This is a genomic window from Paenibacillus sp. FSL K6-0108, from assembly GCF_045040695.1.
In the GTDB taxonomy this organism is placed as follows: Bacteria; Bacillota; Bacilli; order Paenibacillales; family Paenibacillaceae; genus Paenibacillus; species Paenibacillus pabuli_B.
The window spans coordinates 1421475-1436700 of record NZ_CP150288.1 but is presented as its reverse complement, the minus strand read 5'-3'; the positions used below and the strand labels follow the sequence as shown (position 1 = coordinate 1436700).

Here is a 15226-nt window from a genome sequence, read left to right as displayed (position 1 = left end):
CGATGAACACCAACGCACCTTCACGGGGCAAACGTTCCATAGCGGTCAGCGTTGCGCTTCTCTGCATCGCCTGTGCCGTTATCGTGATCAGCCTCAACTCGGGAACAATTCGTCTGTCCCCAATAGCCGTGCTTCACACCCTGCTTGGCTATGGTACGCCGGATGATCAGATTGTATTGTTCGACTATCGACTGCCACGGATTCTGGTCACTGTACTCGCCGGAGCGGGACTCGGTGTGGCTGGTGCTGCGCTGCAAGGCATTACACGTAATCCATTGGCCGATCCGGGCATCCTTGGCTTGCATGCAGGAGCAGCTTTTGGATTGATGGTATTTGTAAGCTTCTCCCATTCCATGAATGGTTCGGTTGCTTTGCTGATTCCGTTGTTTGCTTTTGCAGGCAGTGTCGCCGCAGCGTTGATTATCATGCTGCTATCCTATGACCGACATAACGGAGTATCCCCCATTAAACTAATTCTGGTGGGCATTGCCGTAGCAGCCGGTTTCCATGCCCTGACGCTCTATCTGTCACTGCGTTTGGATGAAGACACCTATTCCTTCGCCGCCCGCTGGTTGGCAGGCAGCGTCTGGGGCAGAGACTGGGTTCATGTTCAGGCACTGCTTCCATGGATTGTACTGTGCATCTCGTACATATGGAGCCGCTCCAAAACGCTGGATGCCTTCAATCTGGGAGATGCTGCCGCGACCAGTATCGGTACACCCGTCAGATCCCAACGTGTTATTTTGCTATTGTGCACGGTCGCATTATCTGCCGTCAGTGTGTCCATGGCCGGTGGGATCGGATTCATTGGTCTGGCGGCGCCGCATCTGGCCCGCAGACTGGTTGGCCCGATGCATCGCCATCTGATCCCAGCCGCCGGACTCATCGGCATGGTGATCCTGGTTGCCGCTGATACGGTCGGCCGAACGATCTTTCAGCCCAATTCCATTCCGGCAGGCGTCGTGGTCGCGGCGATCGGCGCACCTTACTTTTTATATCTGCTGGTACGAACCAAATAGTGGCTCTATCGGAGCAATTTAAATGCATCCCAACCGTCATATTCAACTTAAAAAACTACATCTATGAGATGTTCAAGGAGATTGAGATTACCCATGTTAAAGAAAAACCTTATGCTCTTCATGAGCATCTGTCTGGTGCTGGTACTCGCAGCCTGTGGGAACGCCAATAATTCATCCTCTGCGTCGAAAGGTTCTACTGCGGACACTTCGAACGCTGCACAGGATACCCATTCCGCTTCTGGAGAACAACGCATCGCATCCATGTCGATCCATCTGACCAATGACCTGCTGTCTCTCGGTATTACACCGGTTGGTTCGGTGATTGGCGGGGAAGCCAAAGCCTTCCTGTCCCATGTGGCTGACCGTCTTCAAAATACAACGCCGCTCGGTCCCGTTAAGGACCCGGACATGGAAGCTTTGCTTGCCCTGAAACCGGATGTCATCTACCTGGATGAAGAATACTCCGGTGATGATATTGCCAAATTCGAGAAAATTGCTCCTGTACACGTCTTCAACCTGGATGATGGCACGTGGCGCGACCACCTGAAAGACATTGGTAAACTGGTGAACCGCGAGAAAGAAGCCGAGCAGTACATTCAGGATTATGCGACAGAAACGGAAGAAGTGAAATCCCTGATCCATGATACAATTGGTGACGGCACCGTAATGGCTATCCGTGTTACCGCCAAAGAATTGCGTGTGTTCAGTACACGCCGTCCCATGGGCCCAATTTTGTATGAAGACCTGGGGTTAACTCCAGCTAAAGGCATTAAGGAATTCGATTCGTCCAAACCTTATCAGGTCATTTCCCGTGAAGTACTGCCAGACTTTGATGCAGATGCGATCTTTGTGGTTGTGAACTCGGATGATGAAGCCCAGAACATGTTCAAAGAACTGGAAAACAATCCGATCTGGCAAGGACTGAAGGCTGTCAAAGCAGGTCATGTCTATCCGATCGGTGCTCAACCTTGGCTGGACTATTCTTCGATCGGCAATAAAATGGCCATGGATGAAGCCAAAGAAATGTTCTCCAAAAAGTAAATTGACCATTACACAAGATTCTAAATAAAAGCATCAAAAAAACCTCTCTTTGAAGATCGGAACAGAGTCAGCTAACATGCTCTCTCTCCATCCACTCAAAGCAGAGGTTTTTTTATCCAAATTGGTATCCCTGTAGGTAAAAGCCGTCGGCATGGCCTAATCACAAGGTACAAACGACGATCTCAACATCTGTTTCGGCAAAAGCATCCTGAATAATGCCCCTCACCTTATCCCACTTCAACCTGTCCAGTCCGCAGCCAATCTGTGGCATAGCCAATTGGTTAAGCCCGTCGCTAACGCAGATATCACGCATGGATTCCACCGCACGAGTGAACGACTGATAGGTCGGTTTGTTCGAGAACTTGGCCTTGGTGACCAGATTCAGTGTCCGTCCTACCCGGTAACACTGTCCGATCTCAAGCGGTTCCTGCTGCGCCTTCTCTTGGAGAACCTCCAATCCAAATCGCTGCCGAAACTGCACTGCAATGCCTGCTCCCATCCGGGCATCGGCGGAAATACAGTGTGCAAGTGTGTACTGATCATCTATGGCAAACAAATCCTGCTGTATTTCGCGAAATTCCATACCTTCCACTCCCTTACCACTTTATAATTTTCAAACTGTGCCAAGTCACTCTCCAGTGAAACAATTCTCAAACGCCTTGAACGTTTTTTGTCCCGCTGTCCGGTCGAATACGGCAAACACGATACGTTCAAAGGAGTACCGGAAGTACTCTCCCACCAATACATCATGGAAATATTTCGCTACCTTCTCCGGATCATTTCTAAATACGCCGCAGCCATATGCACCAAGAACAATAGTTCGGTGCCCTTGCAGCGCGGCCACGTCCAGAATATAGCGAATGCGCTCTTTCATGACGGACTCAATCTGCTGATCATCGGCATCTTCCCGCTCTCTCACGACTCCAGCATTTACAGCTGGCGCTGTGATGAATGCCGCCAGATGGTATTTGTCGAGCAGCTGGTCCTCGTCATCACGAATCACCGGAACATTAGGCGAATAGATCATGTAATCCGAGTAAAAACAAGAACGCTGCTTGCGATTGTAATCATACATTTCGTTCATTTGGGCGATACATGGGTACAGGCCTGTAGCCCGGGCCAAGCTTTCCTCCTGTGCCTGGCTGCCTCCCAGGAAGCCGCCGCCGGGATTTTTCGCTGAAGCAAAGTTCAGGCAAACGACATCTTCCCTTCCTTCATCCACAGAAAGGCGTGAAGCGGCTGCGAGTGTGGTCTCACCCGTCACCTCAATACGAACGGTTGAGGTTTCGGCAGGAGGCTGCAATTGAGCCATTTCTTTACTTCGCTTTTCTCGAAGAGCGACAAGCTCCGTTGGGCGGTATAAGATCGAATCTTGGATCGCTCGCTGTAAATCGACATCGATCTGAACCCTGCGATCATATCCGTTCATGTATTCGCCTGCCTCCAGAATAGCGAGAGTCTGGTGGGCAATACGAGATCGTTTGGATCGTGCATCGGTGCTCTTCATGCTGTTGAAGCCTGTTGTTTTACTTCGATTGTTGTTCTGATTGTTGTTACTCTGATTATTGTTCTTATGTGGTTGCTTGTTCATCTTCATCACTTCCTATATCTTCTCTAAGTCGGGTGAGAATTTCACCCAGCCAGTTGGTACCTCTCCACGTTCTTCTGCTGCGAATACGCGGGTCTTCTTCCGCCAGTCCAACGCCCCAGATCCGGTCATCCGGACTTGCCTCCACAAGAGTCGTTCCGCGGGTAGCGAGCAGCATGGTCAGCAGTTGTTCGTTTTGGGTAAATTTAGCCTCATTGCCTTCATAGACAATGCGTTTGCACTCCGCTTCCCATACCGTTTGGTCGAACCCTGAGACCTGTCTGCCCAGCTTTTTTTGTACCGAAGCGGAGCTTGATTTCAGGATCTTCTCTGCAATAATCTGATCGCCGAACAGCAGTGCTTTCTGGTGCATCATATATTGCTCCGCACTGGTGTAGTGAACGCCATTCACGGTAAAATCCGCCTTGTGCCACTGTGAGAACGGAGACGATGTGCGCCAGAAAAATGTAAACTTCTCCATGGATATTCCCTCCTAACTTTATGGGTTCAATCTTTCCGGGTTCAGTCTGTATAAACGGGATGGCCGATGGCCGGCATTTCCTGTGTACTCACCCGTTTCGATGACCCAATCGGCGATTTTGCGCCGGAAAGCGGCAGCCAGCAGTTTTTTGCCACTGATGGTCTCGTATACTTTCTGAAGAGCGGTTAATGTAAATGTCTCCGGCATCAGATTAAAAGCAATATCCGTATATTCTACCTTGGCCCGCAGACGTTCCAGCGCGTAATAAATGATTTTTGCATGGTCAAAAGCAATGCCTTGAACTTCGTTCACCGTAATATTGCTGCTGCGTACTCTGCCTTCCACGGTTTCCTTCGTCTCAACAATAGCCGTTAATTCCTCAGTTCCATTGGTCAACATCAACTGCACCCTGCGCTCCGTCACGCGTCCAAGCTCATGAATATGACGTTTCTCCTCCAGAAGCCGCTGCTCCATTCGGAACCATCCCGCTTCGCTGGCATCGTCGCCAGCCTGAAGCTGCAGCTCACTGCTGTCGACCAGCGCCATGTAGGAACAGCTGATGACACGCGTACGCGGATCACGATGCACATCTCCCCAGGTATACAGCTGCTCCAGATAAATATCATCCAGTCCGGTTTCCGTAAACAGTTCCCGCCTGGCCGCATCTTCCAACGATTCCTGCATGGAGACAAACCCACCCGGAAGCGCCCACTGCCCCATATAGGGATGACCGCCACGACGGATCAGCAGCAACAGGAGCTCAGGTTCCGCAAGCTTGCGATAGTTCTCCTGCGTCTCACTTCGTATTGTAAATACCAACATATCCACCGTTACGGAAGGGCGATCGTAATCGCCCGCGTCATAGGTTTCTAGAAACTGTTGTTCACTAATATTCACGTGATTCTGATGGTCTAATGGATTTGGATCAGAATTACCCTCATATGTCATTTCGAAAGACCCCATTCTGTTATTAACATTTTGTTATTAACAATAAGTTAATAACAATCTAACATATCTTTTTGTCCTAGGTCAATATTTCCAATTAGGAATAAATCATCTGTTTTTTTAATACAAATGTGTTATATTATTTTAAAACACTTGTGTTAGAAAAGGTGGGACAATGAAACGAATCGAATTATTGGATATTCTCAGAGGTTTTGCCATTATCGGAACATTGGGGACAAACATCTGGCTGTTTGCAAACTTAGGTGATCTGAACAAAATGTTTAGTCATCCGCTTGAGCCGTGGTGGAGTTCAGGGGACCAACTGCTGCAAACGATGATGATGATGCTCGTCAATGGCAAATTTCTCGGACTGCTCACGCTACTCTTTGGGGCTGGCATGGAGATGAAGCGGCAAAAAGCCCAGCGTGAAGGCTACACTTGGCCTGGCGTCTACATCTGGACATGCGTACTTTTGCTGATTGATGGTTTGCTGCATTACACGCTGGTCATGGAATACGATGTTCTGATGAGTTATGCCATTACAGGCATGATCGTCTCCTTCATCATTAATCGCTCCCGTCGTTTCATTCTGATCGTGATGGGCATCACAGGTGGCGTGCATCTGATTGGGATTACCGGAATTACGGCATTATTGGCGATGGAATCCGGGTCAGCCTTCAATGGCATGGACACGATCACCAGTCTATACGCCTCGGGCACGTGGTGGGAGCAAGTGATGTTCCGTCTGAACAACTTCGGTTTCTTCCGCACGGAATCCATTGCCATCATTCCACTCAATGTGTTCCTCTTCCTGCTGGGAGCGCTGCTTATGCGGGCTCAAATATTTTCAGATCATGACTCCGGGCGCCTCAAACGTCGTAACTTAATGATTGTGGGACTTGCCGCAGGCATTCCTCTTAACCTGCTCCTACTGGTTCCTGGTGGGATTATGGACCTGTTTGTCCGTTATATTAGCGCTCCCGTGCTTACTCTTGGTTACTTGGGACTGATTGCTTATATGATGAACAAAAATATATTCCCTCGCCTCTTTAACCGTTTTGGCGAAATCGGCAAGATGGCTCTGAGCTGTTATATTTTGCAGAATATCATCGCCTCCGCCCTCTTCTATGGATGGGGCTTTGGACTCGGTGGACAGCTTTCCTCCCTGCTCATTTTGCTAACGTGGGCCAGCATCTGTGTAGTGTTAATGATCTTCTCCCACCTCTGGCTGCGCAGATTTCGTCAAGGTCCGGTCGAGTGGCTATGGCGTAAGTTGTCCATCTCACCTGCAGCTAAAGATACTTCACGTTCCACCCCCATGTAACCTTTGTTCCCTATATAAAATACTCACAAAAAGGATAGGTTTGCGGATGAATACTCCGCTGCCCTATCCTTTCAAGTTTGTTTTGATGTTATATATAGAAGACACTTGACGATATGTCAAAGGAATCTTATCATTTAGTTAGTCGACTAATTAAAAGGATGGAAGCGCTTATGAAATCAGCTCGAAATGAACGGTTAATGGGGCAGTTATCAGAACTCGTCAAGCTACAGCGATACAAGGTTCATGAGAAGCTTGTCAACCACCCTGAGTTATATCCCGGGCAGCCGCCACTGCTGTTCCAGCTTGAACGGGAAGATGGGCAGACCCAGAAACAACTGGCTGAACAGCTTCGCCGAGCGCCTGCAACGGTTACGGTAATGTTGAAACGCATGGAAAGCTCGGGGTTTGTACGACGTGAGGCCGACCCGAAGGATCTGCGCAGTCTGCGTGTCTACCTGACCGATCAGGGTCGTGATGCGCTTAAGGAACTGAGAGAAGTTTTTCAGGAGCTTGATCGCCAAGCCCAGAAAGATTTTACCCCCGAGGAATCGCAGCTCATGTCAACACTCGCCCAGCGCATGGTTCAGAATCTGCGAGAATATTAAGTGAGGTTCTTCAGCTATAACAAATTTTTTTGCAGCATGATTATTTCATTATGAATGAGGTGGTTTTTCCCATTGTGGACGTTAAAACGATTTCTTACCCCATATAAGTCAGCGGCTATTCTTGCTCCGCTGCTCATGGTTCTTGAGGTTGCCATGGATCTGCTTCAGCCCAAGCTGATGTCCAGCATTGTGGATGATGGTGTTCTTGCAGGGAACCTGTCCCACATCGTGACTACAGGTTTGTTTATGCTTCTTTTTGCGTTAATCGGATGGGTTGGCGGTGCAGGATGTACGCTGTTTTCAAGCAAAGCTGCCGTTGGATATGGCACCGATCTGCGCCAGGAATTGTTTGACCACATCCAGAAGTTCTCGTTCCGTAATCTGGATACCTTCCAGGAGGGTTCGCTCATCACTCGCCTGACGAGTGATATCACCCAGATGCAAACCTTTGTACAGATGCTTCTGCGCATGTTTATCCGTTCGCCGATGCTGATTATCGGCAGTATTATTATGGCGTTTACGATCAGTGTCAAACTGGCGCTCATTCTCATTTTGTCCGTGCCGATTCTGTTTATTATCCTATATATCCTGATCTCCGCTTCCTACCCGCTGTTCGCCAGTGTTCAGAACAAGCTCGACAAGGTGAACGCCGTTCTTCAGGAGAATCTTGCCGGCATTCGTGTCGTCAAAGCTTTTGCACGCGCACGTCAGGAGAAGAAGCGTTTCCAGCAAGCCAATGAAGACTATACCCATATGGCAGTGAAAGCCTGGCGCATCGTATCGCTGAATGCACCGGTATTAAGCCTGATGCTGAATGCGACCATTGTAGCGGTGCTGTGGTTTGGGGGCTTTCAGGTGGTAGGAGGCGACATTGCCGCCGGGGATTTGATTGCTTTTATCAACTACGTAACGGTTGTACTCTCTTCGCTCACTTCAATCGGCATGATGATGATGAGCTTCTCCCGCGCCAAAGTGTCTGCAGCACGCATCAACGAGGTGCTTCACACTCAGCCTGATATCCAATCGGGAGATAATGTGTCTCGTAAAGGAGCAGGTCAGGTGGAATTCAAGGACGTCTGTTTCCGCTATGATGGAGAACATACCCTCTCCGGAATTACACTGACAGCTCGGCCGGGAGAAAAAGTGGCCCTGCTCGGATCTACAGGATCAGGCAAAACATCACTGGTACAGCTGATCCCCCGCTTGTATGATGCGTCACAGGGTGAAGTGCTCGTGAATGGAGTGAACGTGCGTAACTGGGATCTCCAGGATCTTCGCAGCCGTGTGTCCATCGTATTACAGGAGTCCATCCTGTTCAGCGGCAGCATCCGGGATAACATCTGCTTTGGCAGACCTGATGCAACGGAAGCCGAACTGCGAGCGGCAGCTCAAGCGGCGGCTGCTGATGAATTTATTATGAATTTGAAAGATGGATATGACACGGAGCTGGGTCAGCGTGGGGTCAATCTCTCGGGTGGGCAGAAACAGCGGATTTCTATTGCCCGTGCCCTGCTCATGCAACCGGAGGTTTTGATTCTGGACGACAGCACCAGTGCCGTCGATCTGCGTACCGAAGCAAGCATTCAGAAGGCACTTCATTCACTAATGAAAAACAGCACCACCTTCCTGATTGCACAACGGATCTCTTCCGTGAAGGATGCAGACTGTATTTACGTGCTTGATGAAGGCGAAATCGTGGCAAGTGGTACACATGAGCACCTCATGGCCCATTCGTCACACTACCAATCCATCTATTATTCGCAGCAGCGGAAGGAGGACGTTCAATTTGGCTAAAAACACTTCTTCCTCCATTCACCAGAATGTTGTTCCACCAATGATCGGAAGACCGGGTCCACCTGGCCGAGGTCCGGTTCCCAAAGTAAGAGCCAAAAACGCCCGGCACGCCATCATCCGAGTGTGGTCGTACATGGGACGTCATCGCAAAGGGGTTATCTCCGCCCTGGTACTGACGGCTCTTGGAACATTACTTAATCTGGCAGGACCTTATCTGCTCGGCCGTGCAGTCAATGAACATATCGTTCCCAAAATTACGGATGGTCTGCTGAAAGACTGCATGTTATTGCTAACCGTATACGTCCTCGGCTCGTTCATGATGTGGGCTCAATCCTATGTCATGATCGGTGTGTCCCAACTGACCGTGAAGGATCTGCGCCATGCTCTCTTTTCACGGCTGCAGCAGCTTCCAATCCACTTTTTTGACAAAAATCAGAGCGGTGATCTGATGAGCCGGGCTACCAATGATATCGATAACGTATCCACAACGCTGAATCAAAGTGTAACTCAATTGATGTCCAGCGCCATCTTGCTGGTTGGCTCCCTGTCCATTATGCTAGCCCTGGATGTCCGACTGACCCTGCTCAGTCTGGTGACGGTTCCCCTGATTACGATCGCCACTCGGCTGATCGCTTCAAGAACACGCAAACATTTTACCGCCCAGCAAAAGCTGTTGGGTGAGCTTAATGGCTACGCCCAGGAGACCATTGCCGGACAAAAGGTGGTTGCCGCCTATAACCGTCAGGAGCAGGCACACAAGCATTTTCAGAACTTGAACGAGAAGCTTCGTACTTCCAGTACCCAGGCTCAGAGTGTATCCGGTCTGGTCGGGCCCACGATGAATGTTATGAACAATATCGGCTTTGCCATACTGGCAGCCGTAGGTGGATGGATGGCTTATCATGATCTGACGTCCATCGGGCTGATTGTAAGTTTCCTTGCTTACTCCCGCCAGATTGAGCGGCCCATCAATGATTTGGCGAACCAGTACAACCTGATTCAGGCAGCTATTGCAGGTGCCGAGCGCGTATTCCACATTATCGATACCCCAAGTGAATACGTGGATGAACAGAGGAAACAGCTGGAGCAGATTCAGGGTAAGGTTGTATTTGAGGATGTATCCTTTGGGTATAACCCTGAGAGAGAAATTCTGAAAAAGGTCAGCTTCACCGCCAAGCCGGGCGAGATGATTGCACTTGTCGGACCGACTGGAGCGGGTAAAACAACCATCATCAACCTGCTGCCCCGTTTCTATGAGATTACGGGCGGACGGATCACCATTGATGGCTGTGATATCTCGGAACTTGAGAAAGACCATCTGCGGCGCGAGCTTGGCATTGTGTTACAGGATGCCTATCTCTTCTCCGGCACCATTCGCGACAATATTGCCTACGGCAAACCGGATGCCACGGATGATCAGATCCAGCAAGCGGCGAAGTTGGCCAATGCCCACTCCTTCATCCGAAAATTATCACAGGGTTACGATACCCCGATCATTTCCGGTGGCAGCAATCTGAGTCAGGGACAGCGACAATTGTTAACCATCGCTCGTGCCATTCTCGCTGATCCCGCGATTCTTATTCTGGATGAAGCGACCAGCAGCATTGATACACGCACCGAAATGCAGATTCAGGAAGCGATGCGCACCTTGATGAAGGATCGCACCAGCTTCGTCATTGCCCACAGGTTAAGCACGATTCGTGAAGCCGATCAGATTCTTGTCATTGATGACGGGCAAATTGCCGAACGAGGCAGCCATGATGAGTTGATGCAGCAGCAAGGTTTCTACTATCAATTGCATCAGGGACAGCTTACCTAATTGGGTTCGTGTTCATTGATGATTAAAACACAGAAACACAAATAAAAACGCCGCATTAGGTTCAGTTTTATTCCGGACCTTTGCGGCGTTTCCATTTTATCTATCGCTTCATTCGTACAATGCCGCGTGTAGATTTATTTAGAAAATTCAGTGTGTGTTCTTTAAATTCAGAAGGAGGTAAGCTGTTTATTTCTTCGATAGATTGATCGAGAGTGCGCTTTTGGCGAAATAGAATGGTATTAATCTTTTTTATCGTGCTTATTTCTTCATTTGAAAATCCATTTCTTCTGAGACCAACAATATTAATACCATGTATGTACGAACGCGGACCATCTGCTAAAGAATATGGAACGATATCTTGTGAAACTTTACTTCCCGCTCCAATCATTGCAAACCTTCCGATGTTGCATGATTGGTGTACACCAGAACCACAACCAAAAGTGATATAGTCTTCAATATGAACATGTCCGCCAATTTGCACATTATTGACGATGACGTTGTGATCTCCCATCACTACATCATGTGCGATATGTGCATAATTCATAATAAAGTTGTGACTTCCTACTCTCGTGAAACCATCTCCTTTTTGTGTGCCTTTACATATGGTGACATACTCTCTTACGGTATTATTATCTCCAATGATAAGATATGTTTTTTCGCCTTGGTAACTTTTATCTTGTGGGTCTGAACCGATAATGGCACCATGTGAAATATAGTTATTCTCCCCCAATATTGTGTTAGCTCCGATGATTGCATGACTTCCAATCCTGCACCCGTTACCTATTTTTGAATTTTCTTCAACGATACTGAAAGGTCCGACTTCGACATTGTCCCCAATTACTGCTGTTGGATGAATAATGGCTGACTGATGTATCATTTAGCACCTTCCTTTGTTCTGGAAAGTTCATCAAGTTTTTCATTTAGTTTTTTTATTGTTTTCGGAAGTCTGGAAAGTGCAGCGGATTCTCGTAGTTGTCTCTTATGTGAACGAGCTGTATATCCTGACACCATAGAGTTTTCGGGCATGTTTTTGGTAACCATGGTTTTAGCTAAAACAACGCAGTTGTCTCCAATGGTGATATTATTAATTACCGCACTTCCACCAGCCATGATGACATGGTTACCAATCTTCGATGAGCCCCCAATTGCACTTGTACCTGCAATAATGCAGTGCTCACCAATTTGAACATTATGGCCAATTTGAATTAGGTTGTCCATTTTGGTCCCTTTACCTATGGTCGTTGAATCAAGTGTCCCTCGATCAATAGTGGTGTTTGCGCCAATTTCAACATCATCCATAATAACGACATTTCCAATATGGGGGATTTTCACTTGTTTTTGCCCATCCCATTCAAAACCAAACCCGTCAGCGCCAATGACTGCGCCTGAGTGAATGATGACATTATCTCCGATGAAAGTATCATGTAACACAGTGACGTTAGGGTGTATCAAGCAATTCGTTCCAATGGTCACATTTTTACCAATAAATGAATGCGCGGAAATGATCGTATGATCGCCAATAGAAACATCTTCTTTGATTACTGCGAAATCGTCGATCTGCACATTGCAGCCTAACGTTACCGAAGGCTCAATTGTTTCTGATGATACTACACCGCTACTTCTGGTTTTCTCACTAAATATTTCAATTAAACGAATAAAATCGAGTCTGGGATTTTTCACCTTAATAACAGGTACCTTAAATTCTATTATTGTCGTGTCTGGCACAATGAGCGCCGAAGCATTACATTGATCTAATTTATTTAAATTTTTATCCGTAACAAAAGCAATTTCTCCCTCTTTAGCAGCACTAATTGAACCTACACCTGTTATAACGACATTGCCATTACCTATTAAAATCCCATTTAACTGTTCAGCAATTTCATTTAAATTACATGGCATGGTATCGTCTCCTATTATATTTAGATTAGATTATTTAATAATTCTCGAGCAAAAAGAGTGTTCAAATAATGAGAGGTTCCCGATCCTATGATGTTTGCATGAAAAGGAGGATTCAAAGCTAAATCACCAATAAGATCCAGCAGCTTGTGACGAGCTAATTCATCATGAAAACGTAAATTGGGATAAATTTTCTCTTCACCAATAACTATTCCATGCTCCAAAGAAGCTCCTTGAATTAAACCTTTGCTTTTTAAGTACATTATTTCTTTTTCAAAACAAAATGTCCTAGCTGGCGCAATATCAGTTAAATAATTGTTTTCTATAAAATTAAAATTGGATGTTTGATCCGAGAGGTAGGCAATGTTATGTTCATTTTTGAAACACACGCAATAGGAGATCATAGAGGAGGGCTGAGCTTCAAGAAAAGAATTACCGTGCTCAACTCTAATTTTTTGTTGTAAATGAAGGTATGTTTTTTTGATCTCTTGCTGCAGATAGCCAACTTCTGAAATCTTGGCTGCAATATCGGTAGAGCTGCCATCAAAAATGGGCAATTCTTCACCATTAACATCAATAATCACGTTATCGATGCCCATCCCTCGAACAGCAGACAGTGTATGTTCAACCATAGATACAGAGTATCCATTCAAGTTTTTAAGTTGTGTGCAGCGTTCCGTATTGGATACATTATCGATTTTAGCTTCAATAACTTCATATGGATCTATATCCACTCTTCGAAAAACAATACCTGTGTTTGGTTGTGCAGAATGCAGAGTCATCTCTGACCAATTTCCACTATGTATAGCAACGCCGCCTAATGTAAAACTGTTACGAATCGTTTTTTGATACATAGCCTCCTCGCCTCCTTTGACATAATTCTTCATCCAGATCCTAATTACATGTATTATATCGATTATGATTAGCTGATGTTGTCGATATTTGGAGTCTCGGCCCACATTCATGTGGCTAAGAATAAAATGATCTGCAATAACGCTGATAAAGGCGTCACCGCAGAAAAAGCATAACAAGAAACCTTAGCATGTCATCCGAGCCAAGGTTTCTAAATGATCCATTTTTTGTTCTTTAAACTTTCTATTTGACAGGGAGAAGTTCAGCGTTCTTGTTTGTTGGTAAATGAAGGGTGAATGTTGAACCAATCCCCATCTCACTATGAACAGTAATTTTGCCATGATGATCCTGAGCGATTTTCTGACAGAGTGCCAGTCCAAGTCCTGTACCTTCTTCCTTGGTTGTATAAAATGGATTAAAGATCGTTGCCAAAGAGTTCTCAGGAATGCCGCTGCCCGTATCGGTAATCGAGATAAGCGCTATCTCTCCATCATGTAACAGATCAATATACACTTCACCAGGGCCTTCCATGGCTTCAAAAGCATTACGAATCAGATTAATCAGAACCTGTACGATCTTGTCCCGATCCATATGGACCACGACTGGATCGCCAGTCATTTTAAGGGTAATCTGATGCCCCCGTGACGCTGCATCCGATTCGGTTAACGACATGACTCGTTCAAGACATCGCTCTACTCGTTCGGGCTTCATGTGATTGGCATGCGGCTTGGAGAACTGTAAAAACTCTGCCGTCAGCTCCGTTACCCGTGTGATCTCACCCATAATGACCTCATACCATGGTGCGATATTAAAGGCCTGTCCCCGAGAAAGCTGCAGGAAACCTCGAATGGCAGTCAGGGGATTGCGAATTTCATGAGCCATGCCTGCGGCCAGCTCACCAACAGCCCGGAGTCTTTCGGAACGGAAGACATCCTCTCCGTTTTTTAACCATTTGCTGCGCTGCTGCTGAAACAGTCTGTCCTCCGCCACCGTAATAAAGTGCTGCAACGTCTCAGACATTCCAGGATATAGGGAAATACTGTAGTTTACTTGCAAGTCCCTTAAATCCCCGGATAGGAGTGAAGCCATCCGTTCTTCTATATTTTGTATTTCTGGCAAAACGACAGCATACCGATCCCCCGCATATCGAGATACGCCATATGCATCTGAAAATTGTTTCGAAACACTCTCACCAGTCGTTTTGATTACATGGCTCCAGTTGTCTTCAACCTCTTTTTCAAACCCGTTGAAATTCTGAATGTTTAAGATAATCAGCAAAAATGAACGTTGCTCGTCCACCGTTTCCTTCAGTACATTCATATATCCCTCATAGTTTAGCAATCCGGTAAGGGGATCATGGAGGGTAAGAAAATGATTTTTCTCCCGAAGTCTGCGCTTCTCTGCTTCGCTGTTAATCAAAGTATGATACAAAAAGATGATGACAATTGCAGTTAACATGTCAAACATGGACACTAGCAAATTATAAGTATCTATCGTCACATACGAAAGCCGAATCACGGTATATTCAAACACAATCAACATTGAAATGGGTAAGGTCTGCGTAACCCTCTGTTTATCCTGAATCATCGACATGATGAGCAGGTAATACAGCATAATACACCAGTTTAGTTCACTGGAATAATGGAGGATGCCCAGAAAAATCCAATGGATGTTACGTAATATCGGATACTGTTTTTCCTTGTATAAACTTGCTAGAAATAACACACCTGCACATATCATTAGCGTCAGATGGGGAGTAAGCACTAGAAAATAAGAGGATAGCATAACAAGCAGACATCCTAGCGGGAAAATAACCATTTTCATCGTGTAACTCAGCAAACAGCCTCGCCCCCTTTGACATA

The 15226-nt window shown here is 46.7% G+C and carries 14 protein-coding genes; 6 read left to right on the top strand and 8 right to left on the bottom strand.

Features of this window, described 5'->3' with window-relative positions; all coding sequences use genetic code 11:
- Window positions 1–2 precede the first annotated feature (2 nt).
- Both MHB49_RS06515 and MHB49_RS06510 read left to right on the top strand, forming a co-directional pair.
- A complete protein-coding gene (locus tag MHB49_RS06515) occupies window positions 3–1019 on the top strand; it encodes a FecCD family ABC transporter permease (RefSeq protein WP_405155509.1) in 1017 nt (338 codons plus the stop codon).
- A gap of 93 nt (window positions 1020–1112) precedes the next feature.
- Complete coding sequence (locus MHB49_RS06510; RefSeq protein ID WP_405155508.1) at window positions 1113–2060, top strand: ABC transporter substrate-binding protein; 948 nt, start codon at window positions 1113–1115, stop codon at window positions 2058–2060.
- 160 nt (window positions 2061–2220) lie between these two features.
- Here MHB49_RS06510 and MHB49_RS06505 read toward each other — a convergent pair whose 3' ends face one another.
- From MHB49_RS06505 to MHB49_RS06490, 4 genes are all read right to left on the bottom strand, one after another.
- On the bottom strand, window positions 2221–2643 hold the full coding sequence (locus tag MHB49_RS06505) for a macro domain-containing protein (RefSeq protein ID WP_405155507.1): 423 nt from the start codon (window positions 2641–2643) through the stop codon (window positions 2221–2223).
- A 45-nt stretch (window positions 2644–2688) separates the two neighbouring features.
- Window positions 2689–3567 carry a TIGR02452 family protein gene (locus MHB49_RS06500; RefSeq protein ID WP_405157058.1) on the bottom strand — a complete coding sequence of 293 codons (879 nt, stop codon included), beginning with the start codon at window positions 3565–3567 and terminating at the stop codon, window positions 2689–2691.
- A gap of 64 nt (window positions 3568–3631) precedes the next feature.
- Window positions 3632–4129 (bottom strand): NADAR family protein, encoded by a 498-nt coding sequence (locus MHB49_RS06495; RefSeq protein ID WP_405155506.1) that lies wholly within the window; start codon window positions 4127–4129, stop codon window positions 3632–3634.
- Between the two features lie 18 nt (window positions 4130–4147).
- A complete protein-coding gene (locus tag MHB49_RS06490; RefSeq protein ID WP_405155505.1) occupies window positions 4148–5077 on the bottom strand; it encodes an NrtR DNA-binding winged helix domain-containing protein in 930 nt (309 codons plus the stop codon).
- 172 nt (window positions 5078–5249) lie between these two features.
- Between MHB49_RS06490 and MHB49_RS06485 the strand changes: the two genes are divergently transcribed.
- The 4 genes from MHB49_RS06485 (at window position 5250) to MHB49_RS06470 (ending at window position 10616) form a co-directional block, all read left to right on the top strand.
- The gene (locus MHB49_RS06485; RefSeq protein ID WP_405155504.1) at window positions 5250–6398 is read left to right on the top strand and encodes a DUF418 domain-containing protein; all 1149 of its coding nucleotides are present in this window, start codon (window positions 5250–5252) and stop codon (window positions 6396–6398) included.
- A gap of 170 nt (window positions 6399–6568) precedes the next feature.
- Window positions 6569–7003 carry a MarR family winged helix-turn-helix transcriptional regulator gene (locus tag MHB49_RS06480; protein WP_405155503.1) on the top strand — a complete coding sequence of 145 codons (435 nt, stop codon included), beginning with the start codon at window positions 6569–6571 and terminating at the stop codon, window positions 7001–7003.
- A gap of 72 nt (window positions 7004–7075) precedes the next feature.
- Window positions 7076–8797, top strand: a complete 1722-nt coding sequence (locus MHB49_RS06475; protein ID WP_405155502.1) for an ABC transporter ATP-binding protein — start codon at window positions 7076–7078, stop codon at window positions 8795–8797.
- Window positions 8790–10616, top strand: a complete 1827-nt coding sequence (locus MHB49_RS06470) for an ABC transporter ATP-binding protein (RefSeq protein WP_405155501.1) — start codon at window positions 8790–8792, stop codon at window positions 10614–10616. Before MHB49_RS06475 ends, MHB49_RS06470 begins: the two co-directional genes overlap by 8 nt.
- 100 nt (window positions 10617–10716) lie before the next feature.
- On the opposite strand, the gene lpxA is transcribed toward MHB49_RS06470, so the two are convergent.
- The 4 genes from lpxA to MHB49_RS06450 all read right to left on the bottom strand — a co-directional run bounded on the left by lpxA (window position 10717) and on the right by MHB49_RS06450 (window position 15203).
- Window positions 10717–11493, bottom strand: coding sequence for an acyl-ACP--UDP-N-acetylglucosamine O-acyltransferase (gene lpxA / locus MHB49_RS06465; RefSeq protein ID WP_405155500.1), 777 nt, complete (start codon window positions 11491–11493; stop codon window positions 10717–10719).
- Window positions 11490–12515: a UDP-3-O-(3-hydroxymyristoyl)glucosamine N-acyltransferase gene (lpxD, locus tag MHB49_RS06460; RefSeq protein ID WP_405155499.1), complete on the bottom strand. Its 1026-nt coding sequence runs from the start codon at window positions 12513–12515 to the stop codon at window positions 11490–11492. Before lpxD ends, lpxA begins: the two co-directional genes overlap by 4 nt.
- A 20-nt stretch (window positions 12516–12535) precedes the next feature.
- Window positions 12536–13366 (bottom strand): UDP-3-O-acyl-N-acetylglucosamine deacetylase, encoded by an 831-nt coding sequence (gene lpxC / locus MHB49_RS06455; protein ID WP_405155498.1) that lies wholly within the window; start codon window positions 13364–13366, stop codon window positions 12536–12538.
- A gap of 241 nt (window positions 13367–13607) precedes the next feature.
- A complete protein-coding gene (locus MHB49_RS06450; RefSeq protein WP_405155497.1) occupies window positions 13608–15203 on the bottom strand; it encodes an ATP-binding protein in 1596 nt (531 codons plus the stop codon).
- Between the last annotated feature and the right edge of the window lie 23 nt (window positions 15204–15226).